The sequence below is a fragment of the Pseudomonas sp. Fl5BN2 genome (assembly GCF_009908205.1).
Classification (GTDB): domain Bacteria; phylum Pseudomonadota; class Gammaproteobacteria; order Pseudomonadales; family Pseudomonadaceae; genus Aquipseudomonas.
Window position 1 is genome coordinate 81,676 of sequence record NZ_JAAARL010000011.1, and the last position, 16,340, is coordinate 98,015.

A 16,340-nucleotide genomic window follows, 5' to 3' on the forward strand; every position below is an offset into this window, starting at 1 on the left:
CCTCCGTTTGCGGTGTAGCGCCAACGTGGCTAGCGGAAGGTGTTGGCGACATGCTCAAAGGCAACCAAACCAGGTGTTAAACTTTCCTCCATTGAGACATGGAGCGAAATCACCCCATTCGATGACGGACGTTGCAGGAAGAGGTAGGCAATCAATCACAATGACCGGCTCCGTATGAAACAGGCTTACCGGCTACCCAACGGGATTCGCCTGCGCAGCTTTAACCGGGACCAATCCCCTTTCGGGTTAGTCTTCAAGCCCTGCAGAAGTGCTATTAAATGACCAAGAAACAGTCGGCGGATACCAAGGCAGCGAGTGCTGCTGATATCGAGCGATCCATCCAGACCTTGAATAAGATGGCAGAACGTCTTTGGGGGGATGGTCGAGAAGCTGAGGCGCAAGCTCTCCTCAATGCCTTGGATGCCCTGAACCGGGCGCTTGATCGGATCAGGATTGGAGAGAGTCGCAGGATTACGACTCTCCACTAATGCAAGAGCCCGGCCCATTGCCGGGCTTCTTGTTTCTGGCAAATACCCAGCCTGTTATCGTCGCCCTCTTCAACTGGCCAGCAAGGAAGCGGTGATCAATGGGCTCATGGAAAATTTTCTCGAGCGCCATCCTGGCGTCGCTGAGCACTCAGGTTGTCGCAGAGGGGAACACAACCCCCTTCGATAATGCATTGTTCATCACTACAGTTGGACCGAGCCTTCTCGCCGCAGGAACCTCAGTGCTGACAACAGAAGCCCCCATGTTTTTCAAACTCGCCAAGGCCAACGCACTCGCGTTTATCGGCTCGGATGAAGGGACCCGCGGCGCACAGTTTGAGCAGGCAGTTCGTCACTATCATGCGACCTACATCCCACCTCTGGTGACTGACGAACAATTGGCCCTGACAATCGCCAACGGTTTCTGAAGACCACACACTCGCCTCCTCCGCGCCACAACTGGTGGCTGTACAGCTGCGTTGAGAGGTAGCGCATATCAAGGTGTTACGATTACCGGCCGCCACCACCAGGATCTATTTACAGTGAGCCCGATCATCTGCGCCAATGAGTTCGACATCTGTATCTCAATGCCCGACTTCGTCACGTGGATAGAAGACGAACACATCCCTAACGCAGATCTAGCAGCAGCTTTGAACGTTATGGGAATCATGCTCAACATTACTGAGCTGTACGACGCCTACTTTGACGACACCCCCGTTGGCGCCGGCGACGTCCACATCTATCCATCCACTGAGAATGAAAGCTTCCTGGTTATCGATCTGTATCGAGATCCAACCGATCAACTGGACATCGTTACCGCCTCACTGAAAATTGAGCCAGCGGTACTCCATTTGACCCTGCCGCATCTGAGAGCATTTTTTGATGGTGCCGAGTGCCAGGTTGCGCTCAGGCAATCTAGTCATTCGCAGCAGTTGCGCTCTTTGATCGATGACAGCAGATACCCTGCACTAGTCGATGAAAGCGGGTATCAACAGCAGCTGATTGCCCATATTTGAAGCCCTTTCCCAAGCACTCTACACCGCCCTGAAGTCGGTCCCCTGCGAGTGGTTGATCGCCCAGGGCTGGGAGGAAGGAATGCTGGTGGCGGGCCATCCTATTTAGAGACCTGCTCTTCGTTCTTGGCGTGGCCATCCTGTTTACGGTAGGGAGCTGGTCAGGGTTCAAATCAACCAGTGCAATCTTCCGTCGTTCGGGGTCAAGAGACTTGATGCGAAATCCGGGAGCTCCTCTCTCGGATTTCAGCTTAGATTTGTGATCCAATTACCGTGCCGTCCGTGTCGCTGGCAGGTGCACTCGACTTTATGCGCAGTCTTCCAGATGAATCGACCCAGATATGATAAACGCCAAGGACAAAGTGCGTAGTGTTCCAGGCGCTTCCTTGAATTCGCACATTGCCAGCGTTCTTCGGCGAAAACAAAATATCGACATTTAGATCCGCACCCCTGGCTTTGTACTCGACTGGCTGGCCCGTTGCCGCCGAGTCTACTTGTCCGTAATTGACGCCAGATGATCCGGCCAGCGTCCCTACGCGAAAACCGACGCTCCCTTGCGCGTCAATGATCACCCCATCGCCGCCGTTGCTACCAACTCGAAGCGGCACCCCTGTGATCGATCTTACGCCCCCTTGGGACACATTATTATCTAGATAGGCGACCGGTTTCGTTAGCATCGCCTGGGCATTTCCCATACCGCCTCGAACCCCACTGTAGGTGCCGTCGGCGACAGCCTCATAACCCCAGGCTCCGTTATCGCTAGCTACAGAATCGTTAACCGAGATATGCCCTTTCTGACCGGAAAGATAACCAGAGCCAATATTGTTGGAAGAGGTGGAACCGTGAGCCCTCACAATCCCTCCGATGAGGGCCGCGATACCAGCCTTTCTGCAACCTGTCGCATACGCCCCGTCGCATTCAAGCGTGCCGCCGTACTCCGCCTGAAAACCAAAACCAAGGTCAATGACCGCATCATTGGCGTCATACGCCTTTGCTCTTTTGCAGGTCAAGTGACCGCCGTTAAATGCCCAGAACCCAACGTCGCCGGCATTCCTTGATACCGCCTCATTTGCAAGCATTCTCCCACCATCACGGGCGGCGTAGCTGTAATAGAAGTTATTGGTTTCGATGTTGGGACCAACACGTTCGACATCTGCCTCGAGCGCCAGAAAGCCGGTACCCGCCTTATTGGGTCGAGAAAGAAAGAACCCATCAATCAACCGAAATCGACCAGACGTACACGTAAATGCATCAAAGACCGAGCCTGCCACCGCAACAAGTTGACAGGAAGCCGGGCTGGAGATGTTGCCGATCAGCTCAATAGCGCTGTTCTGCGGATGGTTGAGGGACGTACCTCTTGTCAGGGTAATCGTCCCGTCGGCCAGCTTGATGGTTACCATGGCGCCATTGACGATGGTCTTTGTGCGTAGCCAGTCCATGGCGGCCGCTGGCTCGGAGAACTGGCCAGGAACATTGATCGTGAGGTTGTCTGCAATCATGTGCCCGACCAGCCCTTGCAGAACAGCAGGAACTCCATCGCTGGCAACGTACAAAATGTTGGCGGCACTGTTTACAGGGCCCTGACCAGTCTGAAGAAGGCCACCGACGTACTGCTGCAACCAGCTCTTGGTCGCGACGTCCTGAGGGTCAACAGGATCTTTGATATCTGCGATACGCTGGTTTTCTGCAAAGAAAAAGTCACACCCGAGCGGCCGAGTTAGAGCCTTTTTAAAAGCTGCAAATCCCTGTTGGATGAACACCGCCAGCTTATCGAATACATCTTCATCGGTTTCCTCCATGTGCCTGTCTTGGTTTCGTACACTCCTCTGCTCCCGAGCCACCACTAACTGGCCGGGGCCAGCCAAAGCCATAGCGGTGATAACGCTTCCGCCCCGTTCATTGCCAGCACCATTGACGGTGTAGTGCGTGCCTAGCGTCAGTATGGCGCTGACACCGGCCGGATCGATGTAGGTAACAACCAAGTCCTCGTTAAATAGAAACTTGAAATAGAACGGGTAGTGGGTTGTTACTCCGTTCGTCACAAACTCTGCAGCGTTGGCGATCGTGTTTACTGTCACTGTCGTGACTCCTTTTCATACTTCATAAAAAACCCGCTCAATGGCGGGTTTGTGAATACCAGGCAAAACAACCGCACGACGGCGGATGGCGGTAGCTCAGGCCGGGCGCTGTTCCGGTCAAGGTTTTCAGGCGACTTGTCGTGTGCGTTGATGCAGGGCAGCCGAGCAACAACACGATACTGACCGGCACAGATATCGCCGACGGTCGCCCAGCGATCCGACACTTCGATGTAGTCTGCTCGCTTGAAAGAGACGTCGTTGCTCATCGGGCGTATCCCATTTTGCTTGCGGTGGCTGGTTTGATGATCGGGTACTCCCGGTGGACTCCGGCTCGAACCATTTGCGAGATCGCGCTCTGATTCACGCCGAGAGCAGCAAGCACGGCTTGAGTACCGTGCTCTTCTAGGTATTTGCTCAAAGGAATCTTTTTCATGGAACCTCCACGGCTTGATATCCTCAACAAATAGTAGCAGCGCTTATTTTTATCGCAGGAAATTTAATAGCAGCGCTGCTTGTACGAATATCAGTTCTGCTAATACTCTTGTCCGCATGAAAATACGCCGCCCCCTTACCCCTGAAGAAGTCGTAGAGAGCGTTAGGCTCAAGGGTATCTATGAACAGCGGAAATCAGCTGCAAAAGCTGCCGGGCACAGCCTGACCCAGGCGGACGTTGCCGAAGCATGCGGATGGTCTGGACAGAGTGCGTTCAGCCAATACGCCACCGGGAAGGTGCCGCTGAACGTAGAGGCGCTGCTGAAGCTCGCAAAGGCGCTGAACTTCGACGCAAATGAGGTTAGTTCTCGACTGATTTCCACTGTCGCCAACGTTCAGCAAGATCGCATCCAACCCAGCATCAAATTAGGCAATATCGAGACGTGGGACGACACAACCCCGCTCGATGACGACGAGGTCTATGTTCCTTTCCTCCAGGAAGTGGAGTTGGCTGCTGGATCAGGCCGATTCGCGATCGAAGAGAGCGGCACTGCTCGGCTGCGCTTCTTCAAAAAGGACCTGCGCCAAAACGGCGTTCAGTTCAGCAACGCGAGCTGCGTGGCCGTCAGCGGTAACAGCATGATTCCAGTGCTACGCGATGGCGCTACCGTGGGCGTGAACGTCGGGAAGAATGCCCTAAAGGACGTCGTCGACGGTGAGATGTACGCGATCAACCACAATGGCCAGCTGCGCGTGAAGCAGGCCTACCGTTTGCCCACTGGCCTGCGCCTGCGTAGCTTCAATCGGGATGAGCACCCGGATGAGGACTACACATTCGCCGAGATCCAGGAACAACAGATCTCGATCCTGGGCCATGTGTTCTGGTGGGCGATGTACTCGCGCTGACAAACCCGACTAACCAAATCCAGAAAAACAGGAATGGAATCCATGAAAAAACTAGTGCTTGCTGGAGTAGTCGCTCTAGTCGTAATTGCCATCTATACCCAGTTAACGGTGTTCGTCGTGCCGCCAATAGGCGCGGTACCAGAAGGTCGTACAGTGGTAATGCTTCGGTTGAACAAGACCAATTTTGTGGACAGTCCAGACGCTATGTGCGAACGCATACAGGGTGGAGTGAGCTTATTATGCCGAGGGATGACGATGGCTGCGGTGGTTGAGAAAACCAAAATCATCGCTCGTCTTCCCTACTCAGAGTGGCTTTATCTGATGTCCACAGGTGGCAAGCGGTATGACCAGTGACTAGACAGTCTGCATAGAAGCCTATCCATGCCCATCGCCAATCTGCACCAACAAAACGTTGCCGCCCAATTCAAGTCACCAGGCGTAGGCGCCATGCAGATGGCTGTTCGCGTCTCTGAGGCCGGGTTTGAGGATGACGTGCGCCACATGATGAAGATCGTGGTGAGCTTTCAGGAAGCCGATGACAAGCTGGCGCGCTATGCAGATGAGGTGAAGGCTCAGCGAATCACCCGAACAAAGGCCGATACTTGATGGAGTTTCTAGAGTTCCTGGGCAATCTTTGCAGCGGGCTCAGTAATCTACAGCCCTATGAAAAGCCTCGTCGTGTCTTCACTCGCGGCTTCGTAGCATTCTGCGTGATGGTGGTGGTGCTTGAGCTGATGACACTGAGCCATATCTATGGACAGTCTTGGTGATGCTTGGACAGATGAGATGAAGGCGGGGAGAGTTTTGTGTATGAGGGGATGGGCGCGCTCAGACTCGAGCGTGATGCAACCACCACAAGCGCCGCGAATGCTAGTGCAGCAGTGATGGTTCCCCGCCCAATGATACTGACCTGATTTGCCTTCATAGCCTGCCCCCCCCCAGATTGAAACTGCAGTAAAGCCATAGCATCGGGCCGATGCTCTGTATCTAGATCAAGGCCATTTTTTGTTTCTGCGCTTCCTTGACTTGATCCTCCTAACTCCTGATCTACACTCCCCCGGACCGGCAGTAGGCTCGTATCGGTGTTTTCCCAAGCACCCGGTTTCACAATAGATAGGAGTAGGGATGCTCGGAAAACTTTTCAGGAAATGGATTCCGGAAACCATTGAATAAACGGGGCGAACTCCGAAAAGCCAGACGAGTAGGAATTTAAATATGGAGATTTAATTCATGACAGCTCAAGAGCATTTCGTTGGTGGATGGACCCCTTACCACCCACTGACTTCCGAGGACAAGAAGGTATTCGAGGAAGCGATAGCTGGAATCGTTGGTGTGAAATACACCCCTAAAGAAGTTTCGAGCCAAGTCGTAAATGGCACCAACTATCGTTATCAAACAGAAGCAACGCTACCGGGCTCGCCAGGATCCTGGAAAGCCATCGTAGAAATCTACGCACCGACTAAAGGCAAGCCGCACGTCACGCAGATTATCCGAGTTTAAACACCTGAAGCACTTCGGGTCCGCACCAGTTGCGTGACCCGAAGACCAGCCACAAAGCACTCCCCCCTTGTCGCATCCAGTCTGGAGGGCGGCGCCTTACTGGAAACACCTCATGAGCCACAACTGCGCATACATCCGGCAGCACTATCAGGTGCTCGCCGAAGTAGGTCGCCACGTCATCGCCTACGCTAAGCCTGGCGTCATCCTGGCAGATCACGACCATTACATCGGCGTGGTGCTGGACGAAGACTCGAAGAAGCGGATCAGCAACTACCACCCGACGCACGAAATGCAGTGCGGCGAGCTGGCCGAGACTCGCCGCTGAAGCAATGGCGGGCCATGACCGTCAATTACTACGACTGGTTAGACGTGACGCACGATATCGGAGACGCCAGACACCACGTTGAGAATGTATGGGCCGCAACCAGAAGCCAGGCGAAGTACCAGGCCTTTAAACGCCCGGAAGAGTATTTCGACAGCGCCAAGGCCATGCTTCTTTGAAGTTCGCCGAGCCTGACCTGCCCTCACCTATTGCGCTGAAGGCTGATCACTAACGACCACAGCCATCAAGCGCCGCAGGCGACGAAAGAAATCAGCTGAGAAGCGATCTCAGATGCTTAAGCTCCTTCATTGCTTCCGCCTTATGAGTTGTCCCTGGTCCGTTGCTTCCCATGATGGAGCTTTCTGCTTTTTCAAAAATCGAGTCCGGCTCTATTCCATGCCGCTTTTTCCCTTCTCTTAGCAGCGCTACGACCAAGTGTTCTAGTGCGTCGATTTTCGCATTAACTGTCATTAGTTTCTCCTTGGATCCGGCTCTATATCTGCCCTTAAGCATTAGCCCACAAACCCATATCACGCCACCCTGGCGAGGCCAGAGGCTGCACGGAGATAAACCATGAGCACCTTTGCAGTGTTTGGTATGACCCTCGATGTCGCCAAGACCGAGGCTCGCAAGAAAACGGCCAGCACCCGGAAGAACCCAGAAAAGCCCCTGGCGGAATCGAGCCAATCCCAGAGGCTGAATGACTGGAGCTGCTCGCAAAGCGCACCGGGAAGATCATGGGGCGGACGATTCGCCAGCTCTCGCCCATGTTCGACGCCCCGCAGTACGCCGAGCAGTTCATTGAGCTGGCCCGCAAGCCCCTAAGGTTCCGCAACATGCACATCGGGGCGAAGTCAGTGATGGTCGACGCCAAAGGCGAGCCGATCATAAAACCGAAGACGAAGGCACCGAAGGTTGGGTTCTCGGAGTGGACTCCAGTGAAGGTTGAGCGAGTCGCATGACCGATATCGTCATAGCGATATCGCCTGACCCACCCTCACCTATTGCACTTACAACGCCATAACCCAGAATTTGAATCTGTCGTTTCGATCATCCGTATACACCCATGATGTTTGGCACACGGAGCATCGATAGTGCGTGATGATTATCTTCGGGTGTCCGCTGGAATTGACGGTTGAGCTATCGAGTTCAGTCAAATGCCAATGCGGATATGGGTAGCCCTCTGCGCCTGGCCCCTTGAGCGCCTCACATTCATCGCAAGCCATATCACTCTCCCTATCGGATCATGAAGTACGGCAAGAATCTGGGCCCGGCTATTGATGCCTGCATCGACGAGACGGCACGCCTCAACCCTTAGATCCTTGCGTCCAGCCAATGATCATAAAAACGCACCCGGGTATCCAAAACCCAACATTTGCGGTGCCAATGCCTACAGCAAGTAGCGCTCACCATAATGCGAACGCAAGCCCGGAGCTCCGTTGTCAGTACCTCCAGCGCTAAGAGCTCTTAGATGGAACGAGTCGACAGCACCTCTTGATAGAGCAGAGAACGCTAAATGGAAACCAGGACCTGGAGCCACCGCATTCGGACAGAGCTTTAAGCAAAGCTTATCTTTCCCGTCCTCGACACCATACCCTATAGCGGTTTCATCCTCGAAGACCCTACGGAACCCAAGCGCCTCCAAAGCTGCATCGTAAAACCGCCCGGATTTATCTAGATCTTTCACGCCAATTGAAAGGTGGTGGAGCATTGATGCGAACCTCTTGCGAGCAACAAGACTGTATATAAACACAGCAAATCACAACCTGCATTACTCGCGTAGCAATACTTGACCCCTCCCCCTTCAAGTCAGCCGCTACAGCGGCCAAGGATGCGTTCGCCCATGAAACCACATGCGCTGACACATGAAATGCTGCTCAAGAGAGTCAAATATCAAGGCCGCGTATCAGGAACGCCAGACGAGGATGGCTACACGTCCCAGCCCCCACCTGCTCCGGAATTAAAGGCAACAACGAGACGGGCCGGGACACCTTTGTCGAGGACGAACTGCTCCAGCGCGTGCATGACAAGGCCGACGCCGGGCTACGCGATGCGGTGGATTTGGCCTATTTGACAGGCCAGCGAGTGACAGACACTCAGCTCATGGATGAGCGAGACGTGCGTGATGGTCAGATCTAGGTACTGCTGGGAAAAACGAAGGCCAAGCGGCGTATCGAGTTAACCGGTGAACTGAAGGTTTTGATTGATCGAATCAAGGCCCGGAAGTCCGGACACAAAGTCCGCTCGACGCGGCTGATCGCGGCAGAAGATGACACTCCGATGACGGAGGCGATGTTACGCAGAAGGTTTGATATGGCCAGAGAGGCTGCAGGAGTTGAAAAAATTGACTTCCAGATGCGTGATATGCGCGCCAAGGCTGAATCGAGTGGAGATATCATGCAAGCCAAAGATCAACTTGGGCAGGGCTTTCACCGCCTCGGCTGGCGTCCTCACTGCCATCCGGAAGGACCGCCCAAACTGTCGGAGTTGGCTATAGAGCAGGATCGTAGTCATGGGCTGATAATTGATGGCAAGTGCCGCCATTTTCTTTTCTCCGGGTAATAAAAGGCCCGCCGAAGCGAGCCCTGAACAATTTAATGTGCCGCTAAAGGCAGCCCTGTAACGCGGTCAGTCGTTAGCTGGCAATCCAGTTGCCAACCACTACGTAATACTTTGCCTCAGAGCCTGAGCTCTTTGGCTGGATATCAACGAAGTACTGAAAACCCTCAGTGAACACTGTGTATCCGGCGTCGCGTCCCGACTGAAGCGTCGCACCCGGCGTACCGCCGAAGATTGGTTGGTTTTGCCATTCGTATTGAACGCATTTAGCCAGCACGGCATCGGACTTTTTCGAGGTCAGCACCTTGTAGGGCCCTTCCTTGCGAGCTTAGTTCATCGTCGGCGCCATGCACCCCGCCAGCAACGCCAAAGCCACCGCCCCTATCAAAACTCGCATAAATTCCGCTCCTTGTGAGATCGGCAGACGATAGCACCCAGGGGGCGGAAACGAAAAAGCCCAGCTCAGGGCTAGGTTTTGTGTTGCAAGAAATCTGATGTTAAATGGATACCTGCCCCTCCCCCGTAGACGCAAAGGACTTGCTGTCATGCCCCCACTGAGCCGAATAGCTCTTGCCCTCACCTTTCTGCTGACATCAACTGCCGGCGCTGCCGATGACGAAATCTCCCAGGAATGGGCACGTCTGATAAAAGCAGATTTCCAAGACGGCTGTGTGAGTCGATTGGACGAGTACCTATCCACCTTTGGAAGCAACGGCGTTCGCCTCGGCACATGGCTTGTACAGACCTGTGAAGGCAACTTTGAGTATTTCGCGAATTATTATCCGCCAGGCGTGAAGCCTGAGAAGAAGCGGATCGACGTAAGCAGGAGGCAGAAGCTTCGTCCACTCACGCCGGCGCAGCTGAAGAAAATGTACTCGTTGAAAGGATGACGCAACAGGAAGGAAGAATGCCCAGCTGGATGCTGGTCTCTTTCTGGCGGCCGCGACAGGCAAAGAACGACTGATAGCCCCCAACTCTCTCCTGTCGCTGCCTGCTCATACAAAAAAAGCCCAACGCGGGGCTGGGCTTCGAGCATGGCATCCTAATTGAAGTAGCCGGTTCTGCGCAGTTGATGGCTGTAGAACCAGACGCCAATCAACAGGGCTGCTTTCAGGGTAGCCGGCAGTACGTACCAGGCAACCTGCACATACATGCTTGCTGGGACCCGTAAAATTTCCGGCATCATGCTCGGGATCAACACGGGCCCCAGAAGCAGTGCGCCCAATAAGCACCGTGAGGATTTTTCACTGCGGCACCACAGCAATAGGCCGCCCGCGGTCAAAAGGATGCAGGTCAGTACAGGAGCTAGCATCCATATCGGTCAAATATCGCCCATTCTGGCCAAGTCCCAGCCTTCGCTAGCCAGCCAATAGGAAATTTTAAGTGTGAGGAATAGGCAGTAGATCACCGCGAAGGTGACCAGTGCCGGGCGTGAAGCATTCCGTACCAAAGGTGCACTTTTATCCATAATTCCAAATCTGAAAATATGACTGACCAATCCAGTCAACCGATGCAGTCTACCGAACGCTTAGTGGATCAAGAAGCAGCCGAAGTAGCATCGCGTGAACCGAAAAGATCAAGAAGCAGCATCTCAGGCGGGCTTTTCAGGGCATTACCCTGGCTTTCGCTACCGCTCCACTGCACCGGCGTAAGCTACTACAACTGATCTTGATCGAGCATCCAGCATGGATGGAATGCCAGTAACGTCCGGTGCAGGACCGAGAGTAGCCTCTTGCCTTCTGTATTTGGCCAGGAGGCACCATGTCGTCACTTCTCTTCTACACGGACGAAAACGAAGTAATTGTGGCGACTGACACCCTTCTACATTATTCCGTCGATACGGCTCCAGGCTTTACGAGCAAGGCAATCGCTATCCCTCACTTGCGCATGATCATTGCAGCGACAGGCTCCGCTGTGCTTTTCAGTCGCTGGGGAGGCCTTGTGAATTACCAAGGTGCTTCCATCAATGTAGATGCGGTCGATGCTCATGCGACCAAGGCCCTTCAATCCCTCTGGGGCGAATTGAATGCTCAATTCCCCGCCCTCCGTCAACAGACGGCAACCGTCTATCACTTCGGGGTTTCCGACAATACTGGAGCAGTCCATGGATTCGCTTACCGTTCAGTGTCGGACTTTAAATCCGAGCGTTTAGATTATGGCCTTGGCGTGAAACCGGAGCTTATGGATAAGTCGGGGATAGACTGGAACTCTTTTCCACTTTCTGCTCCAGCCATAATGCAGGCGCAGACTCTGCAAGAGAGCAGCAAAACCAGCAATCGCGTTTACATCGGCGGATCGGTGCAGGTCACCCATCTTACAAAGGGTGGATTCTCAAGCTACTCCATGGGCCAACTATGAAGAAACGTATTTGTACCGCCAGTAGCTGACTGTAACTTCTCGCCAGTACCCACCGTAGGTGTCCCGCTTGCTGTCCCGGTTGTAGAGGTGATGCAGGATCGACCCGGGCGCAGGAAAGTGCTGGGGCTCTGTTTTAAGCACGCCATCGGCCAGGTATACCACGGCGTGGTTCGGCACCTTCGACCGGATCTGCATCAGCACGATGTCGCCGTGCTGCGGCGCGCTGACTTGCGTGAAGCCGGCAGCCGGCAGGTTCTCCAGGTACAGATTCCCGCCCCTCTCCCACCAACCGTCTTCCCGCTCGTACTGGCCCAGGTCGATGCCCATTTCGCGACAGTAAAAGTCGAGGATGATGCTCAGGCAGTCGTGCACGCCGTGGGCGAACTAACGCCCGATCAGCGGGGCTTGGTAGCCCTATGCAAGAGTCTCTGGTAGATCTGCGCGGCATGGTTTACGAGTTCCGCAAGCGCTGCGGACGCCTGAACGCCAAACCCCGACAGGAGTACACTTGTACTCCACCCGCAAAAACCTCATCCCCCCCCCTTCAAAGTCAGCGCTATAGCGGCCAAGGACGAAGTCATGCCTGAAGAAATCAAACTGATACAGCCTGCGCTTGTCGTGCGCGACGAGATGGGTTCGTTTCAACACCCAGATATGCCCGACTTCGACGCGGGCGACAGCGAGAAGTGCAAAGCCTGGATAGCGGAACAGGGCCTGACGGTTGCGCAGGTGTGAGGAACTGTCCGAACTGATCGACGAGGATCGCCCCAAGGCGTTCTTCGATCACATCCGCAACAAGGACTACGGGCTGTCGCCGGAGATCCCCACGGACAAACGCACCCTCAACCAGTTCCGCCGCTTCACGGGCCGGGCCGAGGGGCTGTCCATCAGTTTCGAAGCCCACCTGCTTGGATCCAAGGTTGAGTTCGACGAAGCTGGCGACACGCTGACGCTGCACAATCTGCCAACGCAGTTCACCAATCAGCTCAAACGCTGCACTTAAAGCCGGGAATCAGCCAGCGTGAGTAGTCGATAACCAAGGGCTGGGAGGTCGGCATAGATCAAATCCTTGATATCTGTCCAGCATTTATCCTTATCGTCGTCTTTGAGGTAGTTCACAAGACACGTGAGGTGGCGACTCATATCCTTTTTTCGATGCCATTCCTCACCGCCCAGATCGCTCAGAGGCTGCGCAGACTCTTTTAGTGAAGCTGCTAGAGGAAGAAGTTCGGGGGCGTCCAAATCATCCCACCGCCGATGGATTTCAAGTGCTTTCTGGTTGAACTGGTGAAACGCCTTTAGCTCGGTAATTCCCACCATAAACTTCTCCTTGATCCGGCTCCATGCCAGGCCATCAAGCAATAGACCAAAAACCAAACTCACGCCACCGCAGCTGATCGCGGAGGCCGATGCACGCGTGGAAGAAGCCATGGCAAAATTTTACTACCAGATAGGGCCGCCAACCTGCCGGCCCAAACCGCGAAGCTGAGTGGGCTTGGCCGCCTGTGTTTAGCGGCATGGTCGACGCTGAAACCCGCAAGGAGGCAAAGGCCCTGATCGAGGAGCTGTACGAACGCCAGTTCCCGATGCGCGTTCTGCGCTCAGACATGAGCGATCACGCCTACCTCCTGCACATCCAGGAACTGCACGAACATGACACGTACCTGCTCCGCCGCTTTGAAGACACCGCCTGCAAAGAGTGCGGCACGGTGTTCAAGTTGATCGACAAGTACAACGATCCGAACACTGAAACGACCAGCCACGACTACTGCACGGAAGCCTGCAAGCAGGCCGCACGGTTCCGTGACGTGCAGGAGTTCCGCCTTGTTAACGAAGGGCGGTCACCTGAGGTGATCTATCAGGTACGGCAGAAGTCCACCGGACGGGTCTACGTCGGCCAGACCACTCAGCCATTCACGCTACGGTGGTGGCAGCACCTAAGCAATCCAACCGCCTGCAAGTTCCATTCGGCGCTGGGCAGCTCGGACATCACCGACTGGGAATTCTCAGTGATCGAGGCGATCGCCTATCCCCAAAACTGTACCAATCGAGCGGCCTACATCACTCAGCGGGAAAGTCACTGGATCGAGGCTCTATCTGCGGTAGAGACAGGCTTCAACACCATTCGCCCTGCCGGGCCGGTCGATCAAACCCAGGTTTCGCTTCCTCTCGCAGACTTGGCCTGACCATCCAGCGCTACCTATGTGCGTTGTCCAGTCGCCACTGGGCCAGCTCTTTCAATCGGCTATCAAATAGGGCCGAGAATCTTGGCTGCAACACGTGAGACTCAACCGTCAGTTCAGGTCGATTCTCTGCAAGCAATCGCTTGAGACCAGTCTGGAAATCGCCTGAGGTTACAAGCTTGATGGCCGCCTCGACTGGCCCATGCTGTCTGTTCATCCTTTCCCATATGGTCGGGTTGTACTTGATCCTATTGCACTCCTGGATGGCCTCTTCGATTGCCCTCGCAAACTCTGCTCTTAGCGCTTCCATGATTTCCCCTGAAGTAGTCCAGACGCCTATTTGGCCAAAGTAGCGTACCCCGCCCTTCTTGATACGCGCCACTGCGGTGAGGGTGGCTCACTCGTGGAGAAAAGCATGAACGACTACACATCGCTGACCAACCCATGTTCCGGCATCAAGGGCAATAAAGAAACAGGACGGGACACCTATGTCGAGGACGAACTGTTCAAGCGCGTGCACGACAAGGCCGAAGCAGGGCTACGCGATGCGATGGATTTAGCCTATTTGACCGGTCAGCGGGTGACAGACACCAGGCTCATGGATGAGCGAGACGTGCGTGATGGCCAGATCTGGGTGCTTCAGGGAAAAACGAAAGCCAAGCGGCGTATCGAAGTAACTGGTGAACTGATGGTTTTGATTGATCGAATCAAGGCCCAGAAGTCCGGACACAAAGTCCGCTCGACGCGGCTGATCGTGACAGAAGATGGCACCCCGATGACGGCGGCGATGTTACGCAGGAGGTTTGATATGGCCAGAGAGGCCGCAGGAGTTGAAAAATCCGACTTCCAGATGCGTGATTTGCGCGCCAAGGCTGGCACAGACAAGGCGGAATCGAGCGGAGATATCATGCAGGCCAAAAATCAACTTGGGCATACCACCGTAGTGATGACCGAGCAGTACATCCGCAACCGCAAAGGCAAGAAGGTCTCACCCACAAAGTGAATTGCGGAGCAGTATTTGAAATTGCGGAGCAGTTCAGGATAAGGCTCACTCAAAAAAACCGTGCAAGCCCTTGAAATAGATGGTGCCCGAAGCCGGAATCGAACCGGCACGCCCTTACGAGCGGGGGATTTTAAGTCCCATGCGTCTACCAGTTTCGCCATTCGGGCGGTAGCGCGATAACGCGACACTGGAACAGTCCATCGGCATTCAGCCGTCCAGTGCTTGAAGCAGGGTGTGGAATATATACATCCAACCCTTATGAAGCAAGGTCGAGTCCGGCAAAAATGCCTTCTTCCTCACTCAGGACCGAACGTAAAAAACATTGTAAATCATGGATCTACAATATCTGGACACTTCTCAGCGGTGTGAACTGCTCACCCTCGTAGCCACTGGGCAAGGCGGCAAGCCTAACATGGCGATAATTAGCCAACCAACTGATTTTTAAAGACTTATTGTTTTGAGTCAACCTCGAATGAGGTTGACTCAATCACGTTCCATGGAACCTTCGATCTTGAGGGGCGGCCCATGAAGCTCAGGCCTCAGCGACAAAGCCCAGCGAAAGCTTGAGCGTCTCATCTTGAGGTTGGGCCTGTGCGGCGTCCAGATGGGCGGAGAAATCCCTCTCTACTTCAGCTTCAACCTCGGCACCTTTGACTTGAGCAACCGTACGGTTTTGCTCCAGTACCTTCGATAGTTGGGCATAGGTGTAATTAGGGGGTGGCGTGCTTCCCAGGTACATGGGGATCCTCCTTGATTTCGAGTCGACTGCTAACACAGGTCGAGGCGTAAATAGCTAATTCAGGCATTAAAACCGATGGTGACACAGCCAGGGGATAGTACAGGCAGCGCCAGAATAACGCACAGCAACAGAAAAAGAGTTCGCCCAGCACACATGACCTCGCCATCCATGAACCGGTAAAGAGTCATGGATACCGGGCGAACAGCCCAACGCTATGCGCTCGGGATGACATGTTCAACTGTCAGCAATGATCGGATGACCACTCAACCGGCATAGTTGGTAAAACCACCGGCGAAGGCCCTGCGTCCGGCCCGAAGCTCGGTACGCAACTCGCCAATCAGATTGGAGATGTCCCGCACGCTGGTGAGATGGGCGGTCGATACGCCTGTCAGCAACAAATCGACTCGACCCGATTCGGCGTCGTAGATCTTGATGGTCAATGAACCATTGGGATTCGTGTTGCAAGTACAGGAAAGAGGGAGAAAGCCGGATTCCAGTATGTGGCATAGCTCGCGGGTGGAGAGCATGGCTTTCTCGCTTGTGAGGGATTTTGTGGATTTTTCCCTTTAAGAATAGGCCAGCTCTGTTCGCTACGCGTCGAAAAAACTCAGGGGACTGTTAACTGCTCCACAGTTCTGCAGCGGAATCGGGACAGTAACTGGGTAGTACCTGCAGACAGAGCCAATCAACTCTTCTGCTGTTCATGCCGCTATGCTTTTTTCGGCGATCTGTGTAAGTTTCAAGCGATGAACCTGTCCTCTA

21 protein-coding genes, 1 tRNA gene and 7 pseudogenes are annotated in these 16,340 nt (G+C 54.2%); 17 read left to right on the top strand and 12 right to left on the bottom strand.

The genetic code is table 11. From position 1 onward, the window contains the following. Window positions 1-147 precede the first annotated feature (147 nt). The 4 genes and pseudogenes from GV819_RS33235 to GV819_RS16900 all read left to right on the top strand — a co-directional run. Window positions 148-240: pseudogene (locus tag GV819_RS33235) on the top strand (XRE family transcriptional regulator); the annotation flags it as partial. Between the two features lie 38 nt (window positions 241-278). Further along, window positions 279-488: a hypothetical protein gene (locus GV819_RS16890; protein ID WP_161757195.1), complete on the top strand. Its 210-nt coding sequence runs from the start codon at window positions 279-281 to the stop codon at window positions 486-488. A gap of 98 nt (window positions 489-586) precedes the next feature. Further along, window positions 587-913, top strand: a complete 327-nt coding sequence (locus GV819_RS16895) for a DUF2388 domain-containing protein (protein WP_161757196.1) — start codon at window positions 587-589, stop codon at window positions 911-913. Between the two features lie 114 nt (window positions 914-1,027). After that, entirely contained in the window at window positions 1,028-1,501 is a 474-nt protein-coding gene (locus GV819_RS16900) for a hypothetical protein (protein WP_161757197.1), read from the top strand. Window positions 1,502-1,749: 248 nt separating this feature from the next. On the opposite strand, the gene GV819_RS16905 is transcribed toward GV819_RS16900, so the two are convergent. The 3 genes and pseudogenes from GV819_RS16905 to GV819_RS33010 all read right to left on the bottom strand — a co-directional run bounded on the left by GV819_RS16905 (window position 1,750) and on the right by GV819_RS33010 (window position 4,009). Continuing rightward, the gene (locus GV819_RS16905; RefSeq protein WP_161757198.1) at window positions 1,750-3,576 is read right to left on the bottom strand and encodes a hypothetical protein; all 1,827 of its coding nucleotides are present in this window, start codon (window positions 3,574-3,576) and stop codon (window positions 1,750-1,752) included. Window positions 3,577-3,671: 95 nt separating this feature from the next. Continuing rightward, window positions 3,672-3,842: pseudogene (locus GV819_RS33800) on the bottom strand (DUF4055 domain-containing protein); the annotation flags it as partial. After that, the gene (locus GV819_RS33010) at window positions 3,839-4,009 is read right to left on the bottom strand and encodes a Cro/Cl family transcriptional regulator (RefSeq protein WP_218579760.1); all 171 of its coding nucleotides are present in this window, start codon (window positions 4,007-4,009) and stop codon (window positions 3,839-3,841) included. The gene GV819_RS33010 and the pseudogene GV819_RS33800, both read right to left, overlap by 4 nt. 116 nt (window positions 4,010-4,125) lie before the next feature. Between GV819_RS33010 and GV819_RS16920 the strand changes: the two genes are divergently transcribed. The 5 genes and pseudogenes from GV819_RS16920 (at window position 4,126) to GV819_RS33805 (ending at window position 6,931) form a co-directional block, all read left to right on the top strand. Beyond that, window positions 4,126-4,914 (top strand): XRE family transcriptional regulator, encoded by a 789-nt coding sequence (locus tag GV819_RS16920; RefSeq protein ID WP_161757330.1) that lies wholly within the window; start codon window positions 4,126-4,128, stop codon window positions 4,912-4,914. Between the two features lie 42 nt (window positions 4,915-4,956). Next, the gene (locus GV819_RS16925) at window positions 4,957-5,268 is read left to right on the top strand and encodes a hypothetical protein (RefSeq protein WP_161757200.1); all 312 of its coding nucleotides are present in this window, start codon (window positions 4,957-4,959) and stop codon (window positions 5,266-5,268) included. A 27-nt stretch (window positions 5,269-5,295) separates the two neighbouring features. Continuing rightward, a complete protein-coding gene (locus tag GV819_RS16930) occupies window positions 5,296-5,520 on the top strand; it encodes a hypothetical protein (RefSeq protein WP_161757201.1) in 225 nt (74 codons plus the stop codon). 624 nt (window positions 5,521-6,144) lie between these two features. Beyond that, window positions 6,145-6,414, top strand: coding sequence for a hypothetical protein (locus GV819_RS16935; protein ID WP_161757202.1), 270 nt, complete (start codon window positions 6,145-6,147; stop codon window positions 6,412-6,414). Window positions 6,415-6,526: 112 nt separating this feature from the next. After that, a pseudogene (locus GV819_RS33805) lies at window positions 6,527-6,931 on the top strand (hypothetical protein). 75 nt (window positions 6,932-7,006) lie between these two features. Here GV819_RS33805 and GV819_RS16945 read toward each other — a convergent pair. Then, entirely contained in the window at window positions 7,007-7,207 is a 201-nt protein-coding gene (locus GV819_RS16945) for a hypothetical protein (protein WP_161757203.1), read from the bottom strand. Between the two features lie 266 nt (window positions 7,208-7,473). On the opposite strand from GV819_RS16945, the gene GV819_RS33250 reads away from it, so the two are divergent. Next, window positions 7,474-7,698 (top strand): hypothetical protein, encoded by a 225-nt coding sequence (locus tag GV819_RS33250; RefSeq protein ID WP_161757204.1) that lies wholly within the window; start codon window positions 7,474-7,476, stop codon window positions 7,696-7,698. Window positions 7,699-8,126: 428 nt separating this feature from the next. On the opposite strand, the gene GV819_RS33550 is transcribed toward GV819_RS33250, so the two are convergent. Further along, window positions 8,127-8,447 carry a VOC family protein gene (locus tag GV819_RS33550; RefSeq protein ID WP_161757205.1) on the bottom strand — a complete coding sequence of 107 codons (321 nt, stop codon included), beginning with the start codon at window positions 8,445-8,447 and terminating at the stop codon, window positions 8,127-8,129. A 230-nt stretch (window positions 8,448-8,677) separates the two neighbouring features. On the opposite strand from GV819_RS33550, the pseudogene GV819_RS16960 reads away from it, so the two are divergent. Continuing rightward, window positions 8,678-9,157 (top strand): annotated as a pseudogene (locus GV819_RS16960) (tyrosine-type recombinase/integrase); the annotation flags it as partial. Here GV819_RS16960 and GV819_RS33255 read toward each other — a convergent pair. Both GV819_RS33255 and GV819_RS16965 read right to left on the bottom strand, forming a co-directional pair. After that, a pseudogene (locus tag GV819_RS33255) lies at window positions 9,158-9,280 on the bottom strand (tail assembly protein); the annotation flags it as partial. It abuts the pseudogene before it with no gap. A 91-nt stretch (window positions 9,281-9,371) separates the two neighbouring features. Beyond that, entirely contained in the window at window positions 9,372-9,599 is a 228-nt protein-coding gene (locus GV819_RS16965; protein WP_256667520.1) for a hypothetical protein, read from the bottom strand. 241 nt (window positions 9,600-9,840) lie between these two features. Here GV819_RS16965 and GV819_RS16970 point away from each other — a divergent pair, with 241 nt between their 5' ends. Both GV819_RS16970 and GV819_RS16975 read left to right on the top strand, forming a co-directional pair. Continuing rightward, window positions 9,841-10,185, top strand: coding sequence for an addiction module protein (locus tag GV819_RS16970; RefSeq protein ID WP_161757206.1), 345 nt, complete (start codon window positions 9,841-9,843; stop codon window positions 10,183-10,185). An 871-nt stretch (window positions 10,186-11,056) separates the two neighbouring features. Continuing rightward, complete coding sequence (locus GV819_RS16975; protein ID WP_161757207.1) at window positions 11,057-11,653, top strand: hypothetical protein; 597 nt, start codon at window positions 11,057-11,059, stop codon at window positions 11,651-11,653. On the opposite strand, the gene GV819_RS16980 is transcribed toward GV819_RS16975, so the two are convergent. Continuing rightward, on the bottom strand, window positions 11,648-12,025 hold the full coding sequence (locus GV819_RS16980; RefSeq protein ID WP_368668905.1) for an NlpC/P60 family protein: 378 nt from the start codon (window positions 12,023-12,025) through the stop codon (window positions 11,648-11,650). The genes GV819_RS16975 and GV819_RS16980 overlap by 6 nt on opposite strands. Window positions 12,026-12,232: 207 nt before the next feature. On the opposite strand from GV819_RS16980, the gene GV819_RS16985 reads away from it, so the two are divergent. After that, entirely contained in the window at window positions 12,233-12,388 is a 156-nt protein-coding gene (locus tag GV819_RS16985; RefSeq protein ID WP_161757208.1) for a hypothetical protein, read from the top strand. Continuing rightward, window positions 12,387-12,656, top strand: a pseudogene (locus GV819_RS16990) (nucleoid-associated protein); the annotation flags it as partial. The gene GV819_RS16985 and the pseudogene GV819_RS16990, both read left to right, overlap by 2 nt. On the opposite strand, the gene GV819_RS16995 reads toward GV819_RS16990, so the two are convergent. Further along, complete coding sequence (locus tag GV819_RS16995) at window positions 12,653-13,084, bottom strand: hypothetical protein (protein WP_161757209.1); 432 nt, start codon at window positions 13,082-13,084, stop codon at window positions 12,653-12,655. The pseudogene GV819_RS16990 and the gene GV819_RS16995 overlap by 4 nt on opposite strands. 86 nt (window positions 13,085-13,170) lie before the next feature. Between GV819_RS16995 and GV819_RS17000 the strand changes: the two genes are divergently transcribed. Together GV819_RS17000 and GV819_RS17005 are read left to right on the top strand one after the other, a co-directional pair. After that, the gene (locus tag GV819_RS17000; protein ID WP_256667521.1) at window positions 13,171-13,839 is read left to right on the top strand and encodes a GIY-YIG nuclease family protein; all 669 of its coding nucleotides are present in this window, start codon (window positions 13,171-13,173) and stop codon (window positions 13,837-13,839) included. 421 nt (window positions 13,840-14,260) lie between these two features. Further along, window positions 14,261-14,839 (top strand): annotated as a pseudogene (locus GV819_RS17005) (tyrosine-type recombinase/integrase); the annotation flags it as partial. An 80-nt stretch (window positions 14,840-14,919) separates the two neighbouring features. Here GV819_RS17005 and GV819_RS17010 read toward each other — a convergent pair. From GV819_RS17010 to GV819_RS17020, 3 genes are all read right to left on the bottom strand, one after another. Next, window positions 14,920-15,006, bottom strand: a tRNA-Leu gene (locus GV819_RS17010). 365 nt (window positions 15,007-15,371) lie between these two features. Next, window positions 15,372-15,578, bottom strand: coding sequence for a hypothetical protein (locus GV819_RS17015; RefSeq protein WP_161757211.1), 207 nt, complete (start codon window positions 15,576-15,578; stop codon window positions 15,372-15,374). A 263-nt stretch (window positions 15,579-15,841) separates the two neighbouring features. Further along, window positions 15,842-16,105, bottom strand: coding sequence for a DUF1652 domain-containing protein (locus tag GV819_RS17020; RefSeq protein ID WP_161757212.1), 264 nt, complete (start codon window positions 16,103-16,105; stop codon window positions 15,842-15,844). Window positions 16,106-16,340 lie beyond the last annotated feature (235 nt).

Coding starts and splice junctions, on each gene's coding strand:
- GV819_RS17015 (WP_161757211.1), bottom strand. CDS start 15,578: ATGTACCTGGGAAGCACGCCACCCCCTAATTACACCTATGCCCAACTA.
- GV819_RS33010 (WP_218579760.1), bottom strand. CDS start 4,009: ATGAAAAAGATTCCTTTGAGCAAATACCTAGAAGAGCACGGTACTCAA.
- GV819_RS16895 (WP_161757196.1), top strand. CDS start 587: ATGGGCTCATGGAAAATTTTCTCGAGCGCCATCCTGGCGTCGCTGAGC.
- GV819_RS16890 (WP_161757195.1), top strand. CDS start 279: ATGACCAAGAAACAGTCGGCGGATACCAAGGCAGCGAGTGCTGCTGAT.
- GV819_RS16945 (WP_161757203.1), bottom strand. CDS start 7,207: ATGACAGTTAATGCGAAAATCGACGCACTAGAACACTTGGTCGTAGCG.
- GV819_RS33550 (WP_161757205.1), bottom strand. CDS start 8,447: ATGCTCCACCACCTTTCAATTGGCGTGAAAGATCTAGATAAATCCGGG.
- GV819_RS16935 (WP_161757202.1), top strand. CDS start 6,145: ATGACAGCTCAAGAGCATTTCGTTGGTGGATGGACCCCTTACCACCCA.
- GV819_RS16925 (WP_161757200.1), top strand. CDS start 4,957: ATGAAAAAACTAGTGCTTGCTGGAGTAGTCGCTCTAGTCGTAATTGCC.
- GV819_RS17000 (WP_256667521.1), top strand. CDS start 13,171: ATGGTCGACGCTGAAACCCGCAAGGAGGCAAAGGCCCTGATCGAGGAG.
- GV819_RS16970 (WP_161757206.1), top strand. CDS start 9,841: ATGCCCCCACTGAGCCGAATAGCTCTTGCCCTCACCTTTCTGCTGACA.
- GV819_RS33250 (WP_161757204.1), top strand. CDS start 7,474: ATGGGGCGGACGATTCGCCAGCTCTCGCCCATGTTCGACGCCCCGCAG.
- GV819_RS16995 (WP_161757209.1), bottom strand. CDS start 13,084: ATGGCTTCTTCCACGCGTGCATCGGCCTCCGCGATCAGCTGCGGTGGC.
- GV819_RS16920 (WP_161757330.1), top strand. CDS start 4,126: ATGAAAATACGCCGCCCCCTTACCCCTGAAGAAGTCGTAGAGAGCGTT.
- GV819_RS17020 (WP_161757212.1), bottom strand. CDS start 16,105: ATGCTCTCCACCCGCGAGCTATGCCACATACTGGAATCCGGCTTTCTC.
- GV819_RS16930 (WP_161757201.1), top strand. CDS start 5,296: ATGCCCATCGCCAATCTGCACCAACAAAACGTTGCCGCCCAATTCAAG.
- GV819_RS16975 (WP_161757207.1), top strand. CDS start 11,057: ATGTCGTCACTTCTCTTCTACACGGACGAAAACGAAGTAATTGTGGCG.
- GV819_RS16985 (WP_161757208.1), top strand. CDS start 12,233: ATGCCTGAAGAAATCAAACTGATACAGCCTGCGCTTGTCGTGCGCGAC.